General features: G+C 69.4%; 19 protein-coding genes and 1 pseudogene. 9 read left to right on the top strand and 11 right to left on the bottom strand.

Translation table 11 applies throughout. The features are described from left to right. Positions 1 to 42: 42 nt before the first annotated feature. The 3 genes from ABZ016_RS06975 to hemB are packed head-to-tail and all read left to right on the top strand — an operon-like array spanning position 43 to position 4,153. Positions 43 to 750: an ABC transporter ATP-binding protein gene (locus tag ABZ016_RS06975; protein WP_356915475.1), complete on the top strand. Its 708-nt coding sequence runs from the start codon at positions 43 to 45 to the stop codon at positions 748 to 750. Beyond that, entirely contained in the window at positions 747 to 3,095 is a 2,349-nt protein-coding gene (locus tag ABZ016_RS06970; protein WP_356915474.1) for an FtsX-like permease family protein, read from the top strand. Before ABZ016_RS06975 ends, ABZ016_RS06970 begins: the two co-directional genes overlap by 4 nt. A gap of 59 nt (positions 3,096 to 3,154) precedes the next feature. After that, positions 3,155 to 4,153, top strand: a complete 999-nt coding sequence (gene hemB, locus ABZ016_RS06965; RefSeq protein WP_356915473.1) for a porphobilinogen synthase — start codon at positions 3,155 to 3,157, stop codon at positions 4,151 to 4,153. Positions 4,154 to 4,198: 45 nt separating this feature from the next. Here the strand turns inward: hemB and ABZ016_RS06960 are convergent, their stop codons facing one another. Beyond that, the gene (locus tag ABZ016_RS06960; protein WP_356915472.1) at positions 4,199 to 4,870 is read right to left on the bottom strand and encodes a DUF4232 domain-containing protein; all 672 of its coding nucleotides are present in this window, start codon (positions 4,868 to 4,870) and stop codon (positions 4,199 to 4,201) included. A gap of 228 nt (positions 4,871 to 5,098) precedes the next feature. Here ABZ016_RS06960 and ABZ016_RS06955 point away from each other — a divergent pair, with 228 nt between their 5' ends. The 3 genes from ABZ016_RS06955 to ABZ016_RS06945 all read left to right on the top strand — a co-directional run bounded on the left by ABZ016_RS06955 (position 5,099) and on the right by ABZ016_RS06945 (position 9,025). Next, positions 5,099 to 6,559 (top strand): helix-turn-helix transcriptional regulator, encoded by a 1,461-nt coding sequence (locus ABZ016_RS06955; protein ID WP_356915471.1) that lies wholly within the window; start codon positions 5,099 to 5,101, stop codon positions 6,557 to 6,559. Between the two features lie 187 nt (positions 6,560 to 6,746). Next, positions 6,747 to 7,649 (top strand): SAM-dependent methyltransferase, encoded by a 903-nt coding sequence (locus ABZ016_RS06950; RefSeq protein ID WP_356915470.1) that lies wholly within the window; start codon positions 6,747 to 6,749, stop codon positions 7,647 to 7,649. A gap of 158 nt (positions 7,650 to 7,807) precedes the next feature. Further along, positions 7,808 to 9,025 carry a PLP-dependent aminotransferase family protein gene (locus ABZ016_RS06945; RefSeq protein ID WP_356915469.1) on the top strand — a complete coding sequence of 406 codons (1,218 nt, stop codon included), beginning with the start codon at positions 7,808 to 7,810 and terminating at the stop codon, positions 9,023 to 9,025. A gap of 29 nt (positions 9,026 to 9,054) precedes the next feature. Here ABZ016_RS06945 and ABZ016_RS06940 read toward each other — a convergent pair whose 3' ends face one another. Both ABZ016_RS06940 and ABZ016_RS06935 read right to left on the bottom strand, forming a co-directional pair. Then, the gene (locus tag ABZ016_RS06940; RefSeq protein ID WP_356915468.1) at positions 9,055 to 9,945 is read right to left on the bottom strand and encodes a DUF2690 domain-containing protein; all 891 of its coding nucleotides are present in this window, start codon (positions 9,943 to 9,945) and stop codon (positions 9,055 to 9,057) included. Further along, complete coding sequence (locus ABZ016_RS06935) at positions 9,942 to 10,700, bottom strand: peptidoglycan-binding protein (protein WP_356915467.1); 759 nt, start codon at positions 10,698 to 10,700, stop codon at positions 9,942 to 9,944. Before ABZ016_RS06935 ends, ABZ016_RS06940 begins: the two co-directional genes overlap by 4 nt. Positions 10,701 to 11,011: 311 nt before the next feature. Here ABZ016_RS06935 and ABZ016_RS06930 point away from each other — a divergent pair, with 311 nt between their 5' ends. Next, entirely contained in the window at positions 11,012 to 11,431 is a 420-nt protein-coding gene (locus tag ABZ016_RS06930) for a peptidoglycan-binding domain-containing protein (protein ID WP_356915466.1), read from the top strand. Between the two features lie 70 nt (positions 11,432 to 11,501). On the opposite strand, the gene argS is transcribed toward ABZ016_RS06930, so the two are convergent. Then, on the bottom strand, positions 11,502 to 13,274 hold the full coding sequence (gene argS / locus ABZ016_RS06925; RefSeq protein WP_356915465.1) for an arginine--tRNA ligase: 1,773 nt from the start codon (positions 13,272 to 13,274) through the stop codon (positions 11,502 to 11,504). Between the two features lie 149 nt (positions 13,275 to 13,423). Between argS and lysS the strand changes: the two genes are divergently transcribed. Further along, positions 13,424 to 15,172 (top strand): lysine--tRNA ligase, encoded by a 1,749-nt coding sequence (lysS, locus tag ABZ016_RS06920; RefSeq protein WP_356915464.1) that lies wholly within the window; start codon positions 13,424 to 13,426, stop codon positions 15,170 to 15,172. Positions 15,173 to 15,271: 99 nt separating this feature from the next. On the opposite strand, the gene ABZ016_RS06915 is transcribed toward lysS, so the two are convergent. The 7 genes and pseudogenes from ABZ016_RS06915 to ABZ016_RS06885 form a co-directional block, all read right to left on the bottom strand. Then, a complete protein-coding gene (locus ABZ016_RS06915; protein ID WP_356915463.1) occupies positions 15,272 to 16,570 on the bottom strand; it encodes an MFS transporter in 1,299 nt (432 codons plus the stop codon). 60 nt (positions 16,571 to 16,630) lie between these two features. Beyond that, positions 16,631 to 17,911 carry an ATP-grasp domain-containing protein gene (locus ABZ016_RS06910; RefSeq protein ID WP_356915462.1) on the bottom strand — a complete coding sequence of 427 codons (1,281 nt, stop codon included), beginning with the start codon at positions 17,909 to 17,911 and terminating at the stop codon, positions 16,631 to 16,633. Between the two features lie 94 nt (positions 17,912 to 18,005). Then, a complete protein-coding gene (locus ABZ016_RS06905) occupies positions 18,006 to 19,103 on the bottom strand; it encodes a 50S ribosomal protein L11 methyltransferase (RefSeq protein ID WP_356915513.1) in 1,098 nt (365 codons plus the stop codon). Between the two features lie 2 nt (positions 19,104 to 19,105). Further along, a complete protein-coding gene (locus ABZ016_RS06900) occupies positions 19,106 to 19,459 on the bottom strand; it encodes a Rieske (2Fe-2S) protein (protein WP_356915461.1) in 354 nt (117 codons plus the stop codon). Next, positions 19,456 to 20,808 carry an iron-containing redox enzyme family protein gene (locus tag ABZ016_RS06895; RefSeq protein ID WP_356915460.1) on the bottom strand — a complete coding sequence of 451 codons (1,353 nt, stop codon included), beginning with the start codon at positions 20,806 to 20,808 and terminating at the stop codon, positions 19,456 to 19,458. The genes ABZ016_RS06900 and ABZ016_RS06895 overlap by 4 nt, the downstream gene beginning before the upstream one ends. A 119-nt stretch (positions 20,809 to 20,927) precedes the next feature. Then, on the bottom strand, positions 20,928 to 22,391 hold the full coding sequence (locus tag ABZ016_RS06890) for a radical SAM protein (RefSeq protein ID WP_356915459.1): 1,464 nt from the start codon (positions 22,389 to 22,391) through the stop codon (positions 20,928 to 20,930). Between the two features lie 546 nt (positions 22,392 to 22,937). Continuing rightward, positions 22,938 to 23,238, bottom strand: a pseudogene (locus ABZ016_RS06885) (IS481 family transposase); the annotation flags it as partial. Positions 23,239 to 23,555: 317 nt separating this feature from the next. Between ABZ016_RS06885 and ABZ016_RS06880 the strand changes: the two are divergent. After that, on the top strand, positions 23,556 to 25,517 hold the full coding sequence (locus ABZ016_RS06880; protein WP_356915458.1) for a BTAD domain-containing putative transcriptional regulator: 1,962 nt from the start codon (positions 23,556 to 23,558) through the stop codon (positions 25,515 to 25,517). The last annotated feature ends 136 nt before the right edge of the window (positions 25,518 to 25,653 follow it).

Raw genomic sequence — 25,653 nt, 5'->3', positions numbered from 1 at the left:
AGCGTTCACGCAGCAGACCGCCCGTATCCGAGGAGCCCTTCCATGACCCTGCCGGTGATCGAACTGAGCGGGGTGAGCCGCCGGTACGACGACGGCCCGCCCGCCCTGCACGAGGCGTCGCTGACCGTGCGGCCCGGCGAGGCCGTCGCGATCCTCGGCCCCTCCGGCAGTGGCAAGTCCACGCTGCTCAACCTGATCGCGGGCCTGGACCGGCCGGACACGGGGACCGTCACCGTGGACGGAGTGCGAGTGGACCGGCTCGGCGAAGCCGCGTCGGCGCTCTACCGGCGGTCGAAGATCGGCATGGTCCACCAGTTCTTCAACCTGCTCGACGATCTGACCGTCACCGACAACGTCGTCCTGCCGGCGCGGCTCGCCGGTACGGCACGGGCCGAGGCCGACCGCCGGGCTGCGGAACTCCTGGAGAACCTCGGCCTCGGCCGGCACGCCCGCGCCTACCCCGGACGGCTGTCCGGCGGCGAGCGGCAACGCGTCGCGGTGGCCCGGGCGTTGATGAACCGGCCGGCGCTGCTCCTGGCCGACGAGCCGACCGGAGCCCTGGACACGGCCGCCGGACACGAGGTCAGCAAGCTGCTCACCGGCCTCAACGCCGAGGGACAGACCATCGTCGTGGTCACCCACGACCTGGCTTTGGCCCGGTCCTGCACGAACCGTACGGTCCGGATCGCCGACGGCCGGATCACCGAGGACGTCCGGTCGCGGGCCGTCGTCCCGGGGACCGTCCGATGAGCGCGCTCGGCAGGGTGGTGCGCTCCGGGGTGGGACGACGCCGGGTGCAGACGCTGGTGATCGGGCTCGCCACGATGATGGCCGTGGCCGCCTCGGTCCTCGGCGGAACGCTGCTGGCCGTGTCCGGCGCGCCCTTCGACGACGCCTTCGCCAGGCAGCACGGCGCGCATCTGTCCGTCCAGTTCGACGCGGAGAAGGCGAGCGCCGGGCAACTGGCGGAGACCAAGGACGCCGAAGGGGTGAGCCGTGCGGCCGGGCCCTACCGCACTGCGACGGTCACCCCGCGGCCGGACGGGGCGAGCCCCGGGTGGCCGATGACCGTGGTCGGCCGGGACGATCCCGGGCCGGACGTCGATGAGGTCGCGCTGCTCGACGGGCGGTGGCCCACTCGCTCCGGTGAGATCGCGCTGTCCGCCGGCTCCCCGCTCATCCCGGCCCTCGGCATGAAGGTCGCCTTCCCCGGTCTGCCCGGCGGTCCGACGCTGACGGTGGTCGGTGTGGCCCGCTCGGTCACGCAGACCGCTGACGCCTGGGTGGCCCCGTCCCAGATGCCGGCGCTCACCGTGCCCGGCAGCGGCGGCTATCAGATGCTCTACCGCTTCACCGCCGCGGACACCGCCGCGCAGATCGCCGTGGGCGGCAAGGCCGTGACGGAGTCCCTGCCCCAGGGAGCGGCCGCCGGCCGGCAGTCATGGCTCACCGTCAAGCGGACCTCCGAGCGCGACACCGCCGTCTACGTGCCGTTCCTCATCGCCTTCGGCGCCCTGGGGCTGGTCATGTCGGTGTTCATCGTCGGCAACGTCGTCGCGTCGGCCGTCGGCACCGGAACGCACCGCATCGGCATCCTCAAGGCCGTCGGCTTCACGCCGGTCCAGGTCGTGCGGGCCTACGTGGGGCAGGCACTGATCCCGGCCGCGGTCGGCACGGTCCTCGGTGTCCTCGCCGGGCACCTGCTCGCCGTGCCCGTACTGGCCGAGACCGAAGAGGTGTACGGCACCTCGTCCCTGGCCGTCACCCCCTGGGTCGACCTGACGGTGATCGCCGGGGTGCTCGGCCTGGTGGCGGTGACCGCGTGGGCGAGTGCCTGGCGGGCCGGCCGGCTGCGCACGGTCGACGCGCTCGCCGTCGGGCGTACCGCCCCGGCGAGACACGGCCGGTGGGCGGCCCGCCTGGCCGGACGGCTGCCGTTGCCGCGGCCGATCGCCCTCGGTCTGGCCCGGCCCTTCGCGCAGCCGGCCCGAGCGCTGGCCATGGGCACGGCGATCCTGTTCGGCACCGTCGCCGTCACGTTCACCGTGGGCATGGGCGCCTCGCTCGGCCAGGTGATGAAGGCCAAGGCCCATGACGCCGCCGATGTCACCGTGCCCGCGCCCCTGCCTGACGTCGGGCCCCAGGGCCCTGGTCCCGGGAAGCAGCCCGAGGCCGATCCCGCCGCGGTCGCCGGGGCCATCGAGGCGGCCGACGCAACCGCGAAGCACTACAGCGCCGCGCGGGTACGGGCGACCGTGTCCGGTCTGACCGGCACCGTCGACGTGATCGCCTTCACCGGTGACGCCGCCTGGGGCGGCTACACGATGGTCTCGGGCCGCTGGATCGACAGGCCCGGCGAGGCTGTGGTCCCCACGGCCTTCCTGGCCGCCGCCGGCGCCGGCATCGGCGACACCGTCACCCTGAACGGCATGGCGGAACCGGTCACGGTCCGGATCGTCGGCGAGGTCCTCGACCCCCGCAACGACGGCATGCAGGTCTTCACCGACGCCTCGACCCTCACCGCGGCACACCCCGACCTGAAGGAGACGAGCCATCACATCGCCGTGCGGGCAGGCACCGACGTGGCCGGCTACGTCTACGCGCTGAACAAGGACCTGGCACCACTGGGCGTCACCGCCCGGGCCGGCGGGCTCGGCGCCGGCGGCGACATGGTCCTCACGCTCAACACACTGTCCGCGCTCCTCACGCTGATGCTCGTCGCCGTCGCCGCGCTCGGCGTGCTCAACGGCGTGCTGCTCGACACCCGCGAGCGCGTCCGGGAACTCGGCATCCACAAGGCGCTCGGCATGACCCCCGCGCAGACCGTCGCGATGGTCATCACCTCGGTCGCCGTGACGGGACTGGTCGCGGGCACCCTGGGAGTGCCGCTGGGCGTGACCCTGCACGGCTGGGTCCTCCCCGCGATGGGCGACCGTGCGGGGCTCCGCCTCCCGGAATCCAGCCTCGCCGTCTACCACGCGGCCGAACTGCTCCCGCTCGCACTCGGCGGCCTGCTCATCGCCGCCCTGGGCGCCCTCCTGCCCGCCGGCTGGGCCGCCCGGGCGCGAACCGCCACGGCCCTGCGCACCGAGTAGTCACCGCGCCGACATGGCGTCGGCATCGGGGCGTTTGGGGCGGGCGTAGCGTAGAGGGCATGACGACGTACGGATCTTTTCCCGGTACTCGGCCGCGGCGTTTGCGGAGTAACCCCGTCATGCGTCGGATGGTCGCCGAGACCAGGCTGCACCCTGCCGATCTGATTCTTCCGGCCTTCGTGCGCGAGGGCGTCGACGAGCCCGTGCCGATCGCGGCCATGCCGGGGGTCGTGCAGCACACCCGGGACAGTCTGAAGAAGGCCGCCGCCGAGGCGGTGGCGGCCGGGGTCTCCGGGATCATGCTGTTCGGTGTGCCGGAGGAGTCGAAGAAGGACGCGCTCGGCACGCCGGGGACCGATCCGGACGGGATCCTCCAGGTCGCCCTGCGGGACGTGCGGGCCGAGGTCGGTGACGAGCTGCTCGTCATGTCCGACCTGTGTCTCGACGAGACCACCGACCACGGGCACTGCGGTGTGCTGGACGACCAGGGGCGGGTCGACAACGACGCGACCCTGGAGCGGTACGCCGAGATGGCCCAGGTGCAGGCCGATGCCGGAGCCCATGTCGTCGGGCCCAGCGGGATGATGGACGGGCAGGTCGGGGTCATCCGTGACGCCCTCGACCAGATCGGGCGGGAGGACGTCGCGATCCTCGCCTACACCGTCAAGTACGCCTCCGCGTTCTACGGGCCCTTCCGGGAGGCCGTCGGCTCGTCCCTGAAGGGGGACCGGAAGACGTACCAGCAGGATCCCGCGAACGTGGGTGACTCGCTGCGGGAACTCGCCCTCGATCTCGAGGAGGGCGCCGACATGGTGATGGTCAAGCCCGCCGGGCCCTACCTGGACATCATCGCCCGGGTCGCGGACGCCGTGGACGTGCCCGTCGCCGCCTACCAGATCTCCGGCGAGTACTCGATGATCGAGGCCGCCGCCGAGAAGGGCTGGATCGACCGCGACCGGGCGATCCTGGAGTCCCTCACCGGCATTCGCCGGGCGGGCGCCCGGAACATCCTCACCTACTGGGCCACCGAGGTGGCCCAGAAGCTGAACCGTCAGTAGGACAGATCCATAGGACTGATCCATAGGACAGGTCAGTAGGACAGGTCAGTAGGACAGGGCCTCGTCCATGTCCCGCAGCCAGTAGGTGACCGTCAGCGAGCTGTCGTAGTACACGCCCTTCGCGGGCAGCGTGGGGAGCGCCGAGGGGCCGCCGCTGCTGTTCGGCGTGCGGCCCTGGAAGCCGACCGTGAGCTTGTGACTGGTCGTGCCGTGCTCGCCACTGCCGTCGGCCGCCGACAGCACCACGCCCGCGTAGCCGGTCTCGCCGGGGGCCAGCGTCGTCACCGCCTGCGGATGCGAGTCCTCGATCGGCCGCGGGACCCACTGCATCTCGTCGAAGCGGAGCACCGGGTAGTAGGTCAGGTCGCAGTACTTCGAGCCGGTGTTCCTGACACTGATCAGCATGTGGTTGAGGGGGCGGGCGACCGGCTTGGCCGTGACGGTGGTGTTGGAGCCGTTGCAGGAGACGCGGTTGGCCGGGTCGGCGGGGTCGGTGGGCTTGGCCGTGCCGGACGTCCCGCCCTTCGCGCCGGTGGCCGTCTCGGCCTTCTGGCCCTTCGTGTTGGTGGCCTCGGTGGTCGTCCCGGCCGTCGCCGTGTCCGACGACACCACCTGGGGATGCGCGGCACCCTCGTCCTTGGTGCCCGTGCCGTCCTGGCACGCCGTGAGGGCGAGGGCGGCCAGGAGGGCCACGGGGAGAGCGCGGTACTTGCGCATGAGCGGGTTTCCTTTCGGACAAAGGTCGTTGGCATGCGGACCCGGCGAGCCGCGCCACCGGCGTGGCGGGAGCGGCGTGCTTGGATGACCAGAGCGTGCGCGGTGATCCGTCCCCGGCGCCACAGCCGGCGGACGATCAGGGACGCTGGAACGACCGCACACGCATTGACCAGGGGAAACGACCCTCCCCTGGAACGGGGAAACGGGACACGGGGGGATGGAGGAACGGTGTCGGAAGGCACGGCCGCGGCTGACTTCGCCGCGCTGCTGGGGGAGTTGAAGGAGCGCTCCGGGCTGAGCTACGGGGTGCTCGCCAGACGGCTCCACATGAGTACGTCGACGCTGCACCGGTACTGCAACGGGGATGCCGTGCCGGCCGACTACGCGCCCGTGGAGCGGCTCGCCCGGCTCTGCAAGGCGTCGCCGCGGGAGCTCGTCGAGCTGCACCGGCGGTGGGTGCTCGCGGACGCCGGGCGAGGGCGCAAGGGCCCCGCCGTGCCGGTGTCGGAGGCGGGGTCCGGGGTGGCCGCGGCTGCGGTGCCTGTGGTGCCTTTGGCGGCCGCTTCGGAAGAGGGCGCTCCGGATGGGGCGGGAGCGGATCGGCCCGCCGCGCCGGAAGACGGGGCGCCTGAAGCAGGGGCGCTGGAAGAAGCCGCGCCTGAAGCAGGCGTCCCGGGCATGCCGGAAGAGGAAGTTCCGGGCGAAGTCGCGCGGAGCCGTCCGCGGCGTCCGCGGCGTGCGCTGCTCGCCGGTGTCGCCGTGGCCGTGGTGCTGGGCGGGGTCGGACTCGCCGTGGCCGTTCCCTCCGGCCGTGGCGACGAGGACGGGCGTGGCGGTTCGACGGCGGTGTCCGACGCGGGGCGGCGACGGGACGGCGGCGCGGCGGGCTCCGTGTCGCCCTCCAGCGGTTCCTCCTCCGGCCCTGGCAAGGACAAGAAGGACGAGAAGAAGGACGCCCCCTCCAAGGCTCCCGCCTCATCCGCCCCTGCCACCGGTAACGGCACCGGCACCGGCACAGGCACCGGCAGCGACACCGATCGCCCGGGCCGTGACAAGACCGAGGCCTCCGGGCCCGCCCCCCTCACCGTGAACACCACCCCGCACGCCTGGGAGGACCCCTGTTCCCAGCGCTACCTGGTGAACCGGCCGCCCGGGCAGGTCGGGCCGCCGCCGCTGGAGCAGGACGCGCCCGCCTGGGTGGCGGCGATGGGGGCCGTGCCGTCCGGGGAGCAGTTCCTGAAGGTCACCGTGCAGGGGACCGGCAAGGAGACGGTGGTGGTCGACGGGCTGACGGTCCGTATGGCGGGCAAGCGGGCGCCGCTCGCCTGGAACGACTTCGCCATGGGCTACCCGGGCGTCGGCTGCGGCGGCGGGGTCCCGACGCGCTTCTTCACGATCGCCCTCGACGCCGCGCGTCCCGCCGTGGTCCCCGAGGCGGGGCATCGCGACTTCCCGTTCTCGGTGAGCGAGTCCGATCCGGAGGTCTACTACATCCGGGCCGACGCCTCCGCCTACGACGTCAGCTGGTACCTGGAGCTGAGCTGGTCCAGCGGCGGCCGGAAGGGCACGCTGACGGTGGACGACCGGGGCCGGCCCTTCCGTACCAGCGGGAACAACGGCCGCCCGGCGTACGAGTTCCCGCTCGGCGGCGACAAGTGGGTCGAGGCCGGGACGACCGAACAGTCCTGAGACTCAGCGGAACTCGTGCACCAGCTCGATGCGGCCGACGATGTGGGCGTTGAACGCGTGGGGCGCCACAGGGTCGTCGTCGCGCGCTCGCTGGTCTGCACGGGCACCATCAAATCAGTTGAGCCGTTAGGTTGTTGACCGTCGGTGTGGTTGTGGATTGAACCACCTACTTTTCAGGAGACGTCGGATGACCGGTGACGCCCTCAGCCAGGATCCCGCCGAGCTGCAGAGGAGGATCGACAGCAGCAAGGCGCACCCGGCCCGGGTCTACGACGTGTTCCTCGGCGGCAAGGACCACTACCCCGCCGACCGGGACGCGGCCGCCGCCGCGCTCGCCGCCAACCCGCGGGGGTACCTCGACGTACGGCACAACCGTGACTTCCTGCGCCGCGCGGTGACCACGCTGGTGGAGCAGGACGGCATCCGGCAGTTCCTCGACATCGGGACCGGGCTTCCCACCGCCGAGAACGTGCACCAGATCGCACAGCGGACCGTGCCCGGGTCGCGGGTCGTGTACGTCGACAACGACCCCGTGGTACTGGCGCACGCGCGGGCCCTGCTGACGAGCGGGCCCGAGGGGCGTACGGACTACATCGACGCCGACCTGCGCGAACCGGCCCGCATCCTCGAACAGGCAGCGAAGACCCTGGACTTCGACCAGCCGGTCGCGCTGTGCCTGGTCGCGGTCCTGCACTTCGTGGCGGACGAGGAGGCGTACCCGCTGGTGCGCGAGCTGCTCGACGCACTGCCGGCCGGCAGCCGGCTGGTGCTCAGCCACCTCACCGAGGACCTCAACCCGGAGAACATCCGCGCGGTCCAGCGGACGTACACCGAGCGAGGGTTCACCTTCGTGCTGCGTTCCCGGGCCGAGGTCGAGCGGTTCTTCACGGAGAACGGGCTGGAGACCGCCGACCCGGGCGTGGTCCCCGCGCACCGCTGGCGGCCCGACGGCGCGGCACCCGTCCCGGAGCAGCCGGAGGAGTCCTTCCTCGCCGGGCTCGACGACATCGAGAAGGTGCGCTACCGCGACATCAACGACGTGACGGACGCGGACATCAACGTGTACGCCGCGATCGGCGCGAAGGGCTGAACAGCGCGCTCGGCGGGCTCACCGGGCTCAGCGGGCTCCGTGTCCTGCGTGTCCTGCGTGTCCTGCGTGTCCGCATCCCGGAAATCTTCTTGTAGGCGGCACGTATTTTCCTAGGCTGCGGGGCAACCAGGCCTCACCGCAGCCGAAGGAGCCGTGTCATGACCGTCACCGAGCCAGCGCCCACCCAAGTTCCCGTGCCGTCGCTCGCCGCCCGTGCCCGGTCCGTCGGCGGCTCGCCCGTGCGGGACATCCTCGCCGTCACCGCCCGCCCCGAGGTGATCAACTTCGCGGGCGGGCTGCCGGCACCGGAGCTGTTCGACGCGGAGGGCATCGCGGCCGCCTACCGCGCGGTGCTCGCCGAGGCACCCGCGCGGGCCCTGCAGTACTCCACGACCGAGGGCGAGCCCGCCCTGCGGGCCGCACTGGCCGCACGTACCACCGCCCGCGGCCTGCCGACCGACCCGGACGACCTGCTCATCACCACCGGCTCCCAGCAGGCCCTCTCCCTCCTGGCCACCGCGCTCCTCGAACCCGGGGACACCGTCCTCGTCGAGAGCCCCTGCTATCTGGCGGCACTTCAGGCCTTCGGCTTCGCCGGAGCGCGGGTCGTGGCCGTGCCCGGCGACGAGCACGGCGTCGATCCCGGGGCGCTGGAGGAGCTCGTGGTGAGCGAACGCCCCAAACTGCTCTACACCGTGCCCACCTTCCAGAACCCCACCGGCCGCACCCTGCCCGCCACCCGGCGCGCCGCGGTGGCCGCCGTCGCCGCCCGGCGCGGGCTGTGGATCATCGAGGACGACCCCTACGGGGAGCTGCGCTACGAGGGCGAACGCGTGCCGTGGATCGCCACCCACCCGGGCGCCGAGGACCGTACGGTGCTGCTCGGCAGCTTCTCCAAGGTCATGGCGCCCGGACTGCGGCTGGGCTGGCTGCGCGCCCCCGGGGAGCTGCGCCGCGCCTGTGCCGTCGCCAAGCAGGCCGCCGACCTGCACACCCCGACCGTCAACCAGCTCGCCGCGGCCCGCTACCTGGCGGACAACGACCTGGACGCGCACGTCACCCGGGTCGCCGGGGTGTACCGCGAGCGCCGGGACGCCATGCTGGAGGGCCTCGCCGGGGCACTGCCCGAGGGGTCGGTCTGGGACCGGCCCGAGGGCGGCATGTTCCTCTGGGCCCGGCTGCCGGACCCGTACGACACGACGGCCCTGCTGCCGAGGGTGGTGCGGCAGGACGTGGCGTACGTCCCCGGCGCCCCCTTCTACGCCGGCACGCCCGACCGTTCGACCCTGCGGTTGTGCTTCGTCACGCAGACGCCGGAGGAGATCGGGGAGGGGCTGCGCAGGCTGGGGGCGGGCCTGCGGGGCGGGCCGGTGTGACCGTTTCCACCGGCCGCGTGGTGCCGGTTCTACCGGCCACGTGATGCCGGCGACGGCTGTCGGACGCGGGCCTCGAAGCACTCGCGGGCGCCTCCCGTCACCGGGCGGAAGCAGGCCCGGACGGTCGTGCCGGGGCGGGCCTCGGTCATCGGGGTGAAGACGTACGACTGCGCGGCGATGCCGTCGGTGATCTCGACGGAGTGCGGGCGGCCTCCGTCGACCCCGGACAGCTCCAGGCGGTCGCCTATCCGGGTGCTCCACATCCGGGCCCAGCCGGCTTCGCACTGGTCGCTGTAGCGCAGTTCGAGGTCGGCTCCGGAGGAGGTGCGGTGCGAGGCGAGGGTGAGCGGGGTCGTGCCGCACTTCATGGTCATGGGGCTCTTGCCCTCGCACGTGGCTCCGCGGCAGCGGGGTGCGAGAGCGGCGGACGGGGGCGGGGACGGCCGGGAGTCGGTGGACTGGCCCGCCAGGAGCACCAGGGCGACGGACAGGCCACCCGCCGCGACCGCGCAGACCGAGGCGAGGAGCGCCAGGAGTCGGCCCCGGCCGACCGCGGCGGGCCTCACCTCCATGTCTGCGTCATCCGCATCGTTCGCAGCATCCGCATCGTCCGTACCGCTCGTACGATCGGCACGGTCCGGTCGCGGCGGGGCCGCCCTGCCGCTCCACTCCGACTCCGCCAGTTCCCACAGCGCGAGACACCGGTCCTCCCGCTCGCCCGCCAGGCGGCACAGCTCCTGTACCGCCTGGCGTGGCGGCAGCGTCCTGCCGTTGAGGTAGCGCTCCCAGGAGGACTTGCTGAACGTGGTCTTCGTCGCCAGGGCCGCCAGGCTCAGGCCCGTGCTCGCCCTCAGCTCCCGCAGTGCGCAGACGAGCCGGGCGCGTTCCGGTGGCAGCTCGCCCGGCGGGTTCCGCGTCATTCCCGCAGGGCCTTCCAGGTGTGCGGGCCGATGATGCCGTCCACCACCAGGCCGGACCGCTTCTGCAGCTCCTTGACCGCCTGTTCCGTGTGCGGGCCGAAGATGCCGTCCACGGCGCCCGGCGAGAGACCCGCCTCGCGCAGCAGGCACTGTGCCTCGGCCACCTCCGGTCCGGCGTTGCCCGTCGCCAGGACGGCCTTCCGCGTACGGCTGTTGCCGGCGTACCAACGGCCCTCGATCCGCTCGGCCTTGCAGGTGTACCTGGGCGGCTGCGACTCCTTCGTCGCTCCCGGCCTCGTCGAGGCGGACGAGGTCAGAGGGGCCGCCGCCGCCTCGCTCTCGCCGTCCGTGAGCCGTACCGCCAGCAGGACCGCGGCGGCCACGGCCAGCACCAGGGCCACCGATCCGGCGACGAGCGTGACGCGCAGCGCCCGGCCGTGCGAGCGGGGCGGGTCGGTCGAGGCCGGTGGGCCCGGCTGCTCCGGCGCCTTCCCCCATGCCTCGGTGGCGACCTCGTGCAGCGCGAGCAGCCGGACGGGGTCGTCACCGCCGAGCCGGGCCATCGCCTCGACGGCCTCCCTGGGCGGGAGCGACCTGCCGGACAGATAGCGCTCCCAGGACGACGTGCTGTAGCCCGTCTTCGCGGCCAGCTGACGCAGGCTCAGTCCGCTGTGGTCCTTGACCCGGCGTAATCGCACCACCAACCGGCGTACGCGCGGGTCCAGTTGTTCGGGCAGCCCTTTCCAACGCGACATGTTCCCCCCACTCGCGTTCGTGGACGGTGGACTGTGGTCAGCGGTCCCCGTCTCTGCTGCATTCTGCATCAGCTTCCACGACGTGCCCCATACATCGGTTCCCGCCTCCGCGCCGAATCAGCCAACCGGCCATCACGGCCGTCCCGCCACACCGTCCCGGCGGACGGTGTCCCCGCAGGTCAGCGCGTGGGGCGTCCCGCGAGGACGTCACTTGAGCGGCAACCGTGGCGGCCCTTGCCGCCCGTCCCGCAGTCTCGTTGCCGAGCCGGCCGGAGCGGTCGGCGCCGTCCAACCGAAGGGCAGAGAACCTCATGATCGCGACCCGCAAGCGTGTCTCGCTCCTGATCGCCACGGCGGCCCTCGGCACGGCCCTCGCCGTGCCCGCCACGGCGTCCGCCGTAACGCCGCAGGCTGCCGACACAGGGGTTTCCGCACAGGCGTACTCCTGCACCATCAAGAACGTCAACGGGCACAAGGAGGCCGGCTACTACAGCGGCAACACGGTGGTTCCGTCGAAGACCAGCGTCACGAAGGCCGGCATCGAGGCCCAGTGCATCCTCAAGGTGATGAACTACCCGACCGGCACCGTCGACGGCATCTTCGGCTCGAACTCCCAGAAGGCCATGAAGCAGTTCCAGACCGCCGTCAACAACCACTACGGCCGCAAGGTCCTCGACGTGGACGGCATGCCCGGCCCGAAGTCGTGGCCGTACCTGCGCATGTACTGGTAAACACCGAACGGCCGCGGCCCGTCCTCCCCGCGGGGGAGAGGACGGGCCGCGGCACTTTTTGCTCAGGCGCTCAGAGCCGCTCGGGCGTCCTGATGCCCAGCAGGGCCATGCCCCGGTGGAGCGTGCGGGCCGTGACGTCGCAGAGGAACAGGCGGTTCTCGACCTGCTCGGGCGTCTCGGCCTTCAGCACTGGGCACTTGTCGTAGAACGTCGTGTACAGCGAGGCCAGCTGGTAGAGGTACGCCGCCAGCTTGTGCGGGGCGTGCTCCGTCGCCGCCTCCGCCACCGTCGCCGCGAACGAGTCCACGTGCAGGCCCAGGGCGCGCTCCGCCGCGTGCAGCTCCAGCTCGGGGTGCGCGGCCGGGCGGGCCTCGCCGGCCTTGCGCAGGATCGACCGGATACGGGCGTAGGCGTACTGGAGGTAGACGGAGGTGTCGCCGTTCAGCGAGACCATCTGGTCCAGGTCGAACTTGTAGTCGCGGTTCGCCGACGTCGACAGGTCCGCGTACTTCACCGCGCCGACGCCCACCTGGGCGCCCCGCTCGGCGATCTCCTCCTCGGAGAGGTCCTGGGCCTTCTCCCGGACCACCGCCGACGCGCGGTCGATCGCCTCGTCGAGGAGGTCGACCAGGCGGACCGTCTCGCCCTCACGGGTCTTGAACGGCTTGCCGTCCTTGCCGAGGACCGTGCCGAAGGCGAGCTGGACCGCGTGCACGTCCTCGTTCAGCCAGCCGGCGCGGCGGGCCGTCTCGAACACCATCTTGAAGTGCAGCGACTGGCGGGCGTCGACGACGTAGAGGAGCGTGTTCGCCTTCAGGTTGAAGACGCGGTCGCGGATCGCCGACAGGTCGGTCGCCGCGTAGCCGTAGCCGCCGTCCGACTTCTGCACGATCAGCGGGACCGGGTTGCCGTCCGGGCCCTTGATGTCGTCGAAGAAGACGCAGAGCGCGCCCTCGGAGCGGACCGCGACGCCCGACTCCTCCAGCAGGCGGCAGGTCTCCGCGAGCATGTCGTTGTAGCCGGACTCGCCGACGATGTCGGGGTCCCGGACCTCCATGTCCAGCTTCTCGAAGACGGAGAAGAAGTAGATCTTCGACTCGTCCACGAACTTCTGCCACATGGCGAGGGTCTTCGGGTCGCCCGCCTGCAGGTCGACCACCCGGCGCCGGGCGCGCGTCTTGAACTCCTCGTCGGAGTCGAAGACCTTACGCGCGGCCTTGTAGAGGCGGTCCAGGTTCGACATCGCCTGCTCGCCGGAGGCCTGGAGGTTCTCGCCCTCCGTGTGGTCCAGCTCGTGCGGGTGCTCCTCCAGGTACTGGATGAGCATGCCGAACTGGGTGCCCCAGTCGCCGATGTGGTGCCGCCGGACCACGTTCTCGCCGGTGAACTCCAGCAGCTGCGTCACCGAGTCGCCGATCACGGCGGAGCGCAGGTGGCCGACGTGCATCTCCTTCGCCACGTTCGGCTGGGCGTAGTCGATGACCGTGGTGCCCGGCTGCTCGGCGTGCGGCACACCGAGGCGGCCCGAGTCGTCCGCGTAGCGCGCGGCGAGGTTCGCGGTGATCGCGCGGTCGGTGATCGTGATGTTCAGGAAGCCGGGGCCGGAGACCTCGACGTCCTTGATCACGTCACCCGACTCGACCTGGGCGACGACCTGCGTCGCCAGCTCCCGCGGGTTCGCCTTCTCCTTCTTCGCGAGGGCCAGGATCCCGTTGGCCTGGAAGTCGGCCCGGTCGCTTCGTCGCAGCAGCGGGTCCGCGGAGCCGGCCTGCGGCAGAGCCGCCGACAGGGCCGCCGCGAGGCGCTGGTGGACGGAGTCGCTGAGGGACGTGACCGAGGCCATAGGTAAGGGTGCCGTTCTCCTCGAGGGAATCGATAGACACGGCCAGTATTCCATGTGGGTAAAGCCGTTTTTCCGGGCGCGCGGGGGTCTGGGACAATGAGGCGGTCAGCCGTGCGACCGTACCGGCTGCCCGATGGAGAAAGAAGGACGTGCCGATCGTGGCTCAGAGCACCGAGACCACCGACTGGGTCTCCCGTTTCGCGGATGAGGTCATCGAGGAGTCGGAGCGTCGGGCCCCGGGCAAACCCGTCGTCGTCGCGTCCGGGCTCTCACCGTCCGGGCCCATCCACCTCGGGAACCTGCGCGAGGTCATGACCCCGCACCTCGTCGCGGACGAGATCCGCCGCCGGGGTCACCAGGTGCGGCACCTGATCTCCTGGGACGACTACGACCGGTACCGCAAGGTGCCCAAGGGCATCGCCGGGGTCGACGAAGAGGCCTGGCAGGAGCACATCGGCAAGCCGCTGACGTCCGTCCCGGCCCCGAAGGGCTCCGCCTACGCGAACTGGGCCGAGCACTTCAAGGCCGCGATGATCGAGTCGCTGGCCGAGCTGGGCGTGGAGTTCGACGGAATCAGCCAGACCGCGCAGTACACCTCCGGCGTGTACCGCGAGCAGATCCTGCACGCGATCAGGCACCGCGGCGACATCGACGCGATCCTCGACCAGTACCGGACGAAGAAGGCCCCGGCGAAGAAGCAGCAGGGGCAGAAGCCGGTCGACGAGGCCGAGCTGGAGGCCGCCGAGGGCTCCGGCGCGGCCGGCGAGGACGACGGCAGCTCCGGCACGGCCGGGTACTTCCCGTACAAGCCGTACTGCGGCAACTGCGAGAAGGACCTCACCACCGTCACCTCCTACGACGACGACTCCACGGAGCTGACGTACGCCTGCACCGCGTGCGGCTTCTCCGAGACGGTCCGGCTGAGCGAGTTCAACCGCGGCAAGCTGGTCTGGAAGGTCGACTGGCCGATGCGGTGGGCGTTCGAAGGCGTCGTCTTCGAGCCGAGCGGCGTGGACCACTCGTCTCCCGGGTCGTCGTTCCAGGTCGGCGGGCAGATCGTCGGGATCTTCGGCGGGAAGCAGCCGATCGGGCCGATGTACGCGTTCGTCGGCATCAGCGGCATGGCGAAGATGTCGTCCTCGCGGGGTGGCGTGCCGACCCCGGCGGACGCCCTGAAGATCATGGAGCCGCAGCTGCTGCGCTGGCTGTACGCGCGGCGCAGGCCCAACCAGTCCTTCAAGGTCGCCTTCGACCAGGAGATCCAGCGGCTGTACGACGAGTGGGACCGGCTGGACGCCAAGGTCGCCGACGGCAGCGCGCTGCCGGCCGACGCCGCCGCGCACGCGCGTGCGGTGGGCACGGCCGCCGGTGAGCTGCCGCGGACGGCCCGGCCGCTGCCGTACCGGACGCTGGCGTCCGTCGCGGACATCACCGCCGGGCACGAGGACCAGGCGCTGCGGATCCTGAGCGAGCTGGACCCGGAGCAGCCGCTGACCTCGCTGGAGGAGGCGCGGCCGCGGTACGACAGGGCCGAGGCCTGGATCAACACGCACGTGCCCGCCGACCAGCGGACGATCGTGCGGGACGAGCCCGACGCCGAGCTGCTGAAGTCGCTCGACGAGGCCTCCCGGCAGTCGCTGCGGCTGCTGCTCGACGGGCTGGCCGAGCACTGGTCGCTCGACGGGCTGACGCACCTGGTGTACGGCGTGCCGAAGGTGCAGGCCGGTTTCTCCGCCGACGCCACGCCGAAGGAACTGCCGCCGGAGATCAAGACCGCGCAGCGGTCGTTCTTCGCGCTGCTGTACCACCTGCTGGTGGGGCGTGACACCGGGCCGCGGCTGCCCACGCTGCTGCTGGCGGTGGGGCAGGAGCGGGTCCGGGCGCTGCTCGGGGAGTAGTCGCCGCCACGCAGGAAGGGGGCCCTTGTCGGAGGGCCCCCTTCCTCGTGCCGAACGACGTCGGACGACGTCACGCGCGCGGCCTCGCCGTTCCTCGCGTCACCGCGGCAACTCAGTGTCCTCGGACACGGCCTTGTCCTCCGGTGCGGACTTCTTCGATTCGTCCACCGACCACACGCCGAGGACGGTCGACAGCACGGCGAAGCCGGCCATCACCGGCCACACGGAGTGGCCGATCTTCCCGAGCAGGATTCCGCCGATGACCGGACCGACCGCCGCGCCCAGCGCCCACATGAACTGGAAGCTGCCGATGTACTGGCCGCGCAGGCGCGGCGGGCTCGCCACCGCGGGGTACGAGAACACCGCGGGGCCACCGATGATCTCTCCCATGGTCCAGACGACAGTGCCACAGATGATCACTGCCGGCCCCAGCGGCAGACCGTACAGCGCGATGCCCGTCGCGATCAGGCCGTAGGACAGCCCCACGGTGACCCGGTAGCGCCAGTACTGGGAGATCTTCGTCAACGGCAGTTCGCAGGCGATCACGATGAGGCCGTTGACCGAAACGGCAAGCGTGTACCAGAAGATGTTGATGCCCTCGGCACTGACTTCGAGCGGCAGGGTGGACTGCGTCTGGGCGTACACGATGGACCCGAACAGCGCGGCGAACAGGTACACGCCGAACCTGTAGTCCCGCAACAGGGCGGTGCGCTGGGGTGTGGACTCGCCGGACGGTCTCTCCTCGGGCTTCGTGCCGGATGCCCGTGCCTCCGCGGTCGACAGGGCCATGCGGGCGAAGGCGGCGTAGCCCAACGCGATCAAGGCCTCGCCCCAGAAGAGCAGGGTGTAGCTGCCCCCGTTGACTCGGTAGAGCCCGAATCCGACCAAAGGTGCGGCGATGGCTCCCACATTGAGAGCGAAGCGGTACATGGCGAAAACCATGATCTGCTGGTCGTCGGGCGTCAGGTTCGCCATCAGAGCGGCCGAGGCCGGCCGGTAGATCTGGCTCGCCAGCCCGCACAGCGCGACGGCGGCCAATACCGTCTCATACGTGGGCAGATAGAGCACCGAGACCACCAGAACCGCGGTGCTGGTCATGCTCAGCACCGTCGCGTTCCGCGCCCCGAGGCGGTCGGCGAGCAGCCCGCCGATCAGCACGCCGACCACCGCCCCCGCCCCGTACACGCCGAGGGCCAGTGCGGCGTCTTTGGACGAGTACCCCTCCGCCGTCAGATACAGCACGAGGAAGATCTGAAGAAAACCGCCGACCCGGTTGATGAACACCCCGGCCAGCACCGCCTTGACCGCCAGCGAGGATTCACGGAAGGCCGTCCAGACGCCTGGCGATTCTCGCTGGTCGCCGGCGTCCTCCTCATGCGCACCGGTCTTTTCAGTCACCGCGATTCCTCTTTCCTCACCGTCGCTTGGGGCAGTTGACGGTCCGGCCGCACCGTTGGGTCAGCTCAACGGCTCGGACTGGATGGTGTCGGCCACCTTGACCTCCAGCCGGTCGAGCAGAGCCCGGCAGGACTGGCGGTCGGCGGCTTTCGCGATGAGGAACCCGTAGCGGGCGGTGTATTGCGCGGGCGGCGTCCGCAGTGTGTCACCCGGCTTCACCACCACTTTGGCTTCGACCAGTCCGGGATGATCGCCCGGGTCCGGGACAGGGAACTCGACGAGCCGCGAATCCCGCTCCGGCCGCAGGAAGCGGAGGCCGACCGTGCCGGGACGCCGGACGGGGGGATCCGGAGCCAGGCCCGCGGCCATGCCCGCCGCGATCCAGCCCAGGTCCGTGCCCGTACTGAGCAGTGCGAGCCGGGGAATGTTGTCACCGCCGGGACGGCCGTTGATCTCGATGACGACCGGCCCGATCCGGGTGAACTTGATTTCGCTGTGCGTCAGTCCATGGTCGAAGCCCAGCGCCTTGTGGGCACGCTCCAGGATGTTGTGCAGTTCCGTGTCATCGAGCAGCGGGTCGTCACCGGTCACCACATGGCCGGTCTCCACGAAGTAGGGCGGCTCGCCCAGCTCCTTGTGCGCGATCGTGTAGGCCTGGTACTTGCCCTCGAACACAGAGCCGTCGACGCTGATCTCGGGACCGTCGAGGTACTGCTCCACCACGATGTTCGCCGAATGCTCGATCCCGGGGTAGCTCGCCGCGGTGGCCACCGCGTAGGCATTCGCCACCTCGTCCGGGTGCGACACCTTGATGACTCCGGCGCTGCCGCCGAGTGCACGAGGCTTGAGCACCACCGGATAGCCCAAGTCAGCAGCCACTTCCGCCAGTTCTTCGGCCGACGACGCCGTGGAATGGCGAGGCTGGGGCAGTCCCGCCGCGGTGAGCCGCTCGCGGGACAGCTTCTTGTCGCGACACGCCGCCACCGCGTCTCCGCCGGCACCCGGCAGCCCCAAGGCCTCGACGGCGATGGCTGCGGGCAGCAGCAGCCCCTCGTCAGGACAGGAGGCGCCGATCACGTTGCACTGCGCGGCCGCCTCACGTACCGCCTGGTGCATGTGCGTGGTTCCCCGGCCCGTCAGCAGCGTCGAGCCGATCGCGTACGGGAGCTGCCACGTGGGCTCCTCCGTGTCGATCAGCCACAACGGGTACCTGCGAGCCATCCCCGCGAGCAGAGTCTCTCGGTAGGGGCTGCTGTCGCGGTCCCCCAGGCTGCCCATGCCGATGACGAGCAGGACCCCCGGCGATGAGGGGTCGCCGGTCGACCGGTCGGCGTTTTCCAAGGTTCGTCCTCCTTCATTGAGGGCGTTCGAGAGCGACAGGTGCGGTCACTCACGGGTGAGGGGGGTACGCGGCAGGAGTCGACTCCGGCAGAGCTCAGCGGAGACTGACGAGCACGGATTCCATGTCGTGCGTGGCCCGCAGGACAAGCGGCTCTCCCGACCGGCAGTCCCTTGGCTCCCGGAAGGTCTGAACGGCCTGCTTCCAGTGCAAGCCGGAGGTCTCCGGGTTGTTCGTCAGCGTGATGCCGGGCGCCAGATCGAGCTCGAACCACATCACCACCGCGTGAGCCTTGCCGCTCTCCTGCGGCACTACCTCTACGATCTGCTGCTCCGGCTGGATATCGGCCCCGAAATCGAACCGGAACAGCTCCACCGGCGGTGTGAGCACACGGTGCTGGTAGTTGCCCAAGTTCGTCGAGAAGTACTCGAGCGAGGCCAGTGATGTGAACGAGCTGAAGTCAAAGCCCTCGATCTCACCGATGTGGTTCATCGACCGCAGATCAGTGCTCTCCACCAGTTGTGCGAACAGCGTGCCCGATCTGGGCAGGACCACCGCCTCCGGACTGAGCAGCTCCTGGCGCGCATGGCGCAGAGCCGGCAGCGCGAACTCTCCGAGCAGCGCACAGTCGAAGATCTCGGTGACCAGAACATCCGCTTTGCGCGGCAGGTCGGATCCCACGCGCAGGCCGGTGGACGGACTGGAGACGACCGTGATCCGGTCGCTGTATCCATTCGCCTTGACGACGTCCCGCGCCCCCGCGGCGACCATGTCCACAGCCTCACAGGCGACGACCTGGTCGGCCCCCGCCCGCGCCGCGAGCATGGAGAGCAGCCCTGCCCCGCTGCCGATGTCGAGCACCAGTTGGCCCGGTCCCACGACCTGTTCGATCGCCTGGGCATAAGCCCGGCTCCGCTCGGCGTCATGCATCATCCTGAAGTGCCACCGAGGCACCACGGCCCGCATGGCCCGGTTGATCTTCCTGGTGAAGCGGCCGCTGCCGGCGTCGGCACGCGCGGCGGCGGCGAACATCTCGTACGCGCGCTCGTACTGGCGCTGCGCCATGGCTTCTTCGCCGAGCTTCATCAGCATGTAGCAAGGGTGTGAGGGTTCCAGCGGGAAGTGATCGTCCACGCCGGCCCCCGGTTCACGCGCTGACAAAGGTTCGGCAACGTCCTCGATTGCAGTGATCATGTTCACGCGGGCGCCATTCCTGCTCGGACGATCGTCTTGACCGGGACTGGTTCGGACTTACCCGTCGGCAGATACACCGTGACGGTGTCTCCGACTCGTACGGCCGGATGCGATTGGTCGCACAAACGCGCCATCGGGAACATGCCGCCGTGCCAGGGGCAGCGCAGCTTCCCTCCCTCCACGTCACCGAGGTGCAGTGGACCACCGCGGTGCGGGCACCGGCTGCTCAGGACATGGACCGCGTGGTCGCGTTCCACGGCGAAATACACCTCGCCGTCGATGACGACCGCGTTGTGCTCGGCCCGGTGGAACTCCGTCCGGGTGCGTGGCACGGGCGCGGCCTTGCCTCTCTTCATATGACCGGTTCCTTCGTGATCTGTGTGCGACGGTCGGCACGGATTCCGTAGAGCCGGCCGGCCGGTACGATCACGGCTTTCCCCTGTGGCACGCGCAGAGGGTCCCCGGTGGCCGAGTTGTAGAGCAGCGCTTCCCCGCCGAGCACCTGTATCCGGGTGTCGGCCGATGCGACCTCGGTGTCGAACGCCGTGTCGCTGTCGATCTCCGTGACAGGGCCGGTTCGTTCGGTTGTCGCCACCTGATCGGTGAGCGCCGGGTACCAGGCCAGCTGGGCAAGCAGATCGGCATCGCCCAGGCGGGCGAGCAACTGGATCTCTTCGACTCCCTGCAACAGCCCCTTCGCTGCGACGGGGCCGTGCTTACGCGCCAGGGGAATCAGCAGATCCTCGACCGCCATCCGGCCGTGGTGCTGATCGATATGCGCGTGCTCGTTGCAGTACCGCGTATCGACGGTTTCACCGTATGCCTCACGGAGCACCTTGTTGAGCTCCACGAAGAAGGAGGCGAAACTGGCTTCGAGGAAGGCCATGGCGCCGATGTAGCGGAAGAACCCGGTTCTGTTCCTGGTGGCCCAGTAGAAGTAGTTGTTGATCGCGATGGAAGTGGGCAGGTAGAAGAACCAGTAGTGGTGCGGCGTCGTGGACATACCCACACTGCGGCACATATCCATGAAAAGGGTGCTGTGCTTCGCGGAGAATACGCCGTAACCGAACTCGTCCACGAATATCTTGAACAACTCGCTCTGCTCGGGTCCGAAAGCGCCGCCGAGGTTCTGCGCCATCGCGGTCGCCTCGGTCAGACCGTCGAGCGCCATCTGCACGATCTGGGTACTCGCGGCGACCTTCAGGTCGCGGGCCGACAGGATCGCATCGAACACTGGACGCCCGCCGTGTTCGGCCTGGTGGACCGCGTGCCGCAGATGGGTGCGGAGGCTGTCCTCGTCCCATTTTCCGGAGACTCCGACGGAGTCGTCCAGGAAACCGAAGGAAAAGTTCTCGGCGTCGGGGCGTATGCGGTCCCCCAGCACCTTGCTGTCCTGGTGGTAGAAGTCGACGAATTCACTCTCGAACTTTTTCAGCCCAGCTTCCGGCAGGAACAGTGCATCGCTCTCGTAGATGTTCATCAGGAGGCGGTTCACGATGAGGCTGTCGTTCGATGCGAAGGTGTCCTCGGTAAGAGGGCTCCTCCAGTCCAGCTCCAGCAGCGCACCGGGATTCATGGGCCGGTGATAGGGATTGTCCACGATGAATGGTCTATTGGTCGAGCGGAACTGGGGCAGCCTGCTGAACCGTTCGCTCAGTGCGGCGATATCACTCGGGGAATCGCGCAAAGGTGTCTGGTTAGTCATCTCCTAAGTCCTCCGTTGGTTCCTCGATTGATGCACCGGTTCGAGAGGTACGGTGCGCAAGTATGACCAGGGCGTCTGGATGAAACCTGTACGGAATCTATGTGCCTGAGGACCGAGCCCTAGCTGGCTCGCCAAAACTCCCCGTAGGCGCGATGTTCGGGAACCTGATCCGCATGAGCGAAGGTGTGAGCCGGCGCTCGGCCCATTGCCTCGGCAAGGGTCCCCACGCCCTCGACGAAGATCTCGTACACCTCGTCGCTCGTCGCGTACTTCGTGTCCACCACTGGAGGGAGTTCCTCGTTGTACAGGTCGTATTGACGATGCAGCAACTTCATCCCGTAGCGTTCCGGGTGGTCGAACATGGGCGTACCCGGGTAAGGGACGAACAGTGATATGTAGGACGCATAAAGCAATCCGCGGTCGATGAGGGATGCCGCCCACTCGACGGTGTGCCTCATGGCGTCGGGCTTTTCGTTGGGCAGGCCCACTATGAGATAGGAACAAGTGGGGAGGCCGGCATCCCGGAGCCGAGCCAGAGTATCCTCGAGCGGGTCGAGTTTCGTGTGTTGCTTGAAGGCGTGCTGGGTTTCGGGGCTCGAGGACTCCAGGCCGATCTCCAGCCAACGGCAGCCGCTCCGGTACAACGCGTCAGGAAGGCGCTCGTCCCTGAGGCAGTTGAGGCGCGTCTGGCAGTCGTAGGTGATATTCCCCTGCTCTTCCAGTGCGCTGCAGATTTCCAAGGTGCGCTGTGTGTTCGCAGTGAACGTCTCATCACCGAAGTAGACGTGGTGATGTTCACCGAACTGTGCGCGATAGGCGGCAACTTCTGAGACGACCCGCTCCGGCGAGAAATACTCCGGCTTCCTGCCGATGGTCTGAATCGTGCAGAAGTCGCAGGTGAACGGGCATCCCAGCGCGTAGTTCTGCCGGATGTACCGGAGGTCGAGCCCGGTGTCTTCAGGGAATATGTCGACCTTGGGGAAAGGAATCCTCTCCACCGGCATGTAGGGGTTGAGCTTCGCGACGGCCAACTCACCGTCGGGGCGCTCGAATACGATGTTGCGGATCCCGTCGAGGTCTTTGCCGTCACGCAGAGCGATCAGCAACTCAGGCAGGGCGTACTCACCGCGATCACGGACTACGTAGTCCACGCTGCGATTCCTGGCCACTTCCTCGTACAGAGGCGTCACCACCACACCGCCGAAGATGGTTGTCGCCCGCGGGTACAACCCCTTTACTATCTCGGCGATGCGCAGTGCTTGCGGCAGGTTGATGGTCATCGGCGAGAAGAGATAGACGTCAGCGGGATGGCTCATCAGGCGCTCGGTGATCTTCGCCTCGTCCATTCCGTCGATAACCGCGCAGTCTCCGTAGAAGTCCAAGGCTTCCATCGAGTCGAAACCGGCGTCCTCGAGAACACCGGCCAACCAGGGAACCCAGTGGGGGAGCTCCCAGAGGATTTTGCGCATGGGCTGAACGTTGGGATGTGAGGCGATGTACCGCGTGTCGAAGCTCCGCCAGTAGTCGCCCCGATTCTTTACCTCGCGAAGCGGGATCGGGGTGTGGATGAATGCGATATGCAAGGCTACTCCCGTACGGTCAGGAACCGGGTGCATTGGATTCGTTCGAAGTCAGAGATGGGGCTGAATTCGGAAGTGCATGCAGCCGGTCAACAAGAAGCTGACCTGCCGTCGGGCGGCTGAGCGCGGCCTCGAAGCTGCGCCGGGGCCTCGGAGAGGCGCATCGCCGGGACTACGTCACCAGTGGACCGGACGGTCACCCGGACCACGCCCTTCACCGTCTCAGTCGAGGTTTCGACCAACACAGGTGGCTCCTTGTTGATCGCTCTAGAAGGACGGAGCAGTGGGTCGGCCCCCAGCCTGGGCGCTGTCGGGGGGCTGAGCCACTCGAGGGCAGATGCCAGTCTGCGGGGGGTTGTCTGGACGAGATCTGGATTTTTACTGGGCAGCCGTTGCCCCAGTGGCTCGCGCTGAGCCTGACGTCTGCCCTCGCGCAGCTCCTGAGCTGCGGTACGGCGTTCTCCGCCGCCCGCCGTCGACCCTCCGTCGCCACCGCGATCTCGCGGCCTGTGGTCCGCCGGCCCTACAAGGGGCGGTGTGCAGGTAGGCGACGTCGATGTGGACCAGTTCGCCGGGAGCGTTCGTATCGGTGTACGGGTTCGCTTGTGGCCCGGTCGGTGGCGGCCAGAGCAGGCAGGCCGTGACGGTGCAGGATCCGGTGGTCGGTGGAGGCGGCGATGCCGGTGCGGGCGGCCGGCCGGACGGGGCCGATGCGGTGCTCGCGCCGCAGCCGTACGACCTGGCGTTCGACCGTGGACGGTGTCTTGCGAGGGCTGTGGCGTGGACAGCTGAAGCAATGGTGCATTCCTGCTGCCCCGTGCCGGCGGTAGCGGGCTGCCCAGCGGGCGGCACCAACGTCCCCGAACAGCACAACTAGGGCCTGCCGATGCAAGATCGCCTGGTCGCTACGCGCTGACGCGACGCAAGCGATGACTGGTTACGCACAGGAATTTACGGTGGCGCAAGACTGTCTTGTTGCCGATGATGTCATATGCTCGAATATCAGTGCAGTGAAGTCGGAATATGACCAAGGCATGCTGCCACGTGGGCGGGGGAGTGATGGATGCTTGTGTCACCGCTGGGCTTTCGCAAAAGCCCCTCTGACCTCGTGTGTGGATCGGTCGCGCCCCAGGACGCATCCACGTCGGGGGTCTCAAGGGGGAATTCATGTCGGCTGCAGCAAATTCGCTGTCTGTTCAGCTTCTCGGCCCACTCCGAGTCTGGCGAGGTGACAAGGAATTAGCCGTCGGGCCGCCCAAGCAGCGGGCACTGCTTGCGCTGCTCAGCACTCATCGGGGAACAGTCGTAGGCCCCGCCCAGATCATCGACGGCTTGTGGGGCCCCATGGCGCCCAACACGGCCCTGAACGGTGTGCACACCTACATCGCGGGCCTGCGCAGGGTCCTGGACCCCACACGCCGCGGACGTGATTCGGGAGGAGTTCTGCTCTCTGCGGCGGGTGGCTACGAACTGCGTCTCCCTTTGGAGTCGGTGGATGCCACCCAGTTCGTGCAGCAGTTCGCGGAGGCCCGGCGTCTGACCACGGAGGGGCGGTCGGACGCCGCGTTCGACACGCTCGGCAAGGCGCTGGGGCTGTGGCGCGGGGAGGCGCTTGCCGGAGTGCCCGGTCCTTTCGCGGCCATGGAGCGAAGCCGGCTGCGCGAGATGCGCTTCTCCGCCGCGGAGGACTGGATCGCCGGAATGATCGCCGCCGGGCGCAGCGAAGAGGCGATCGTGGTGACGAGTGAGGCCATCGCGCAGGAACCCCTGCGCGAAAAGTTACGCTGCCTGCTGATGCTGGCCCTCTACCGGTGCGGCCGGCAGGCTCACGCCCTCCAGGCGTACGGTGAGGCCCGTTCCCACCTGCGCGACGAACTCGGCATAGAGCCCGGGTCCGAACTGCAGGAGTTGCACGCCCGAATCCTGGCGGGCAGGGTGGACGACGGCGTCTTGCGGCAGCTGGCACCGCCGAGCGGCCCGGTCCTCGTGCAGGCGCCCTCCCCGGCGGAGAGCGAAGGCGTCGTAGTGACCCGGACGGGACTGAGTCCACGTCAGCTGCCGTCACGCGCCCATATGTTCATCGGACGCGACACGGAGTTGGAGCAGGTGGGCACTCTGCTCGGCCTGGCGCACTCCGTGCGGGGCCGGGCCACCCCCATCTTCGCCATCGACGGCCCGCCCGGGGTGGGCAAGAGCGCCCTGGCTCTGGAACTGGCACATGAGTCGTCGGCCTGCTTCCCGGACGGGCAGCTCTACGCGGACCTCGGTGGGACCGGTGACCGTCCGCACCCCCCCTTCCGCGTCCTGGGAAGGTTGCTGGAGAGCCTGGGGGTCAGCCGGACGGCCCTGCCCGTCGATCTCGACAGCCGGGCCATGCTGTACCGCAGCCTGCTGCACGAGAAGCGGATGCTGATCCTGCTGGACGACGCGGTGGACATGGAGCAGATCCGGCCGTTGATCCCCCAGGGGTCGGCGTGCGTGATCGTCACCAGTCGCCGACCGCAGCGCGGGCTGGTCGCGCGGTACGGTGCGCACCGCATCGGACTCAAGCCGCTCGCTCCCGGTCCCGCCACCGAACTCCTCGGCAAGCTCCTCGGCGATGCGGGCGAAAGGAGCAAAGGGGCGGCCGTCCAGCGGCTGGTCGAGCTGTGCGGATATCTCCCTCTGGGCATACGGATCACCGCCGCGGCATTGCTGGAGGACCCCTATGCGAGCCCCGAGCGGCTGGCGGCTCTCTATGAGGACCCGGTCGCCCGGCTCGATCTGCTGGCGGTCGCGGGCGACGACGGGATGAGCGTGCGTGCCTCGCTGACCGGCAGTTATCGCAGTCTGCCGAGCGAGACGGCCCATCTGTTCCGGCTGCTCAGCATGGTGGGCCTGGAGATGATCGGTGTGCCCGAATCCAGTCAGTTGCTGGGCGTGCACCGCTCCGAGGTCGCTGCCCAACTCGAATTGCTGGCCGACCTGGGCCTCTTGGAGCGGATAGGGGCCGGCAGCTACCGGTTCGACGACCTGACGCGCACCTTCGCGACCGAATGCGCGGAGGAGGAGTGGGCGTCGGGGCGGCACTCCGTTCTGCGTCGATCGGCGCATGCCGTTCCGGAGGAGGGTGAGTTGCGCACAGGCTGACCGCGCCTCCGCGGGGCATCTTCACACGACCAGATGCAACCGGCATTTCGGGGCCTACCTCGCCGTCGCAGCCTGCCGCAGCCCCGACCTCGGCTGAGTCCTCCTCGTCCGTAACTGAGCACGTAGGATGATTGGT

This window comes from Streptomyces sp. NPDC006372 (genome assembly GCF_040612515.1).
Lineage (GTDB): Bacteria > Actinomycetota > Actinomycetes > Streptomycetales > Streptomycetaceae > Streptomyces.
This window is presented reverse-complemented; position numbering and strand designations above follow the sequence as displayed.

Bases quoted from the DNA above. Each gene is read 5' to 3' on its own strand.
- ABZ016_RS06975 (WP_356915475.1), top strand. From the start codon at position 43: ATGACCCTGCCGGTGATCGAACTGAGCGGGGTGAGCCGCCGGTACGAC.
- ABZ016_RS06970 (WP_356915474.1), top strand. From the start codon at position 747: ATGAGCGCGCTCGGCAGGGTGGTGCGCTCCGGGGTGGGACGACGCCGG.
- hemB (WP_356915473.1), top strand. From the start codon at position 3,155: ATGACGACGTACGGATCTTTTCCCGGTACTCGGCCGCGGCGTTTGCGG.
- ABZ016_RS06960 (WP_356915472.1), bottom strand. From the start codon at position 4,870: ATGCGCAAGTACCGCGCTCTCCCCGTGGCCCTCCTGGCCGCCCTCGCC.
- ABZ016_RS06950 (WP_356915470.1), top strand. From the start codon at position 6,747: ATGACCGGTGACGCCCTCAGCCAGGATCCCGCCGAGCTGCAGAGGAGG.
- ABZ016_RS06945 (WP_356915469.1), top strand. From the start codon at position 7,808: ATGACCGTCACCGAGCCAGCGCCCACCCAAGTTCCCGTGCCGTCGCTC.
- ABZ016_RS06940 (WP_356915468.1), bottom strand. From the start codon at position 9,945: ATGACGCGGAACCCGCCGGGCGAGCTGCCACCGGAACGCGCCCGGCTC.
- ABZ016_RS06935 (WP_356915467.1), bottom strand. From the start codon at position 10,700: ATGTCGCGTTGGAAAGGGCTGCCCGAACAACTGGACCCGCGCGTACGC.
- ABZ016_RS06930 (WP_356915466.1), top strand. From the start codon at position 11,012: ATGATCGCGACCCGCAAGCGTGTCTCGCTCCTGATCGCCACGGCGGCC.
- argS (WP_356915465.1), bottom strand. From the start codon at position 13,274: ATGGCCTCGGTCACGTCCCTCAGCGACTCCGTCCACCAGCGCCTCGCG.
- ABZ016_RS06905 (WP_356915513.1), bottom strand. From the start codon at position 19,103: ATGATCACTGCAATCGAGGACGTTGCCGAACCTTTGTCAGCGCGTGAA.
- ABZ016_RS06900 (WP_356915461.1), bottom strand. From the start codon at position 19,459: ATGAAGAGAGGCAAGGCCGCGCCCGTGCCACGCACCCGGACGGAGTTC.
- ABZ016_RS06895 (WP_356915460.1), bottom strand. From the start codon at position 20,808: ATGACTAACCAGACACCTTTGCGCGATTCCCCGAGTGATATCGCCGCA.
- ABZ016_RS06880 (WP_356915458.1), top strand. From the start codon at position 23,556: ATGTCGGCTGCAGCAAATTCGCTGTCTGTTCAGCTTCTCGGCCCACTC.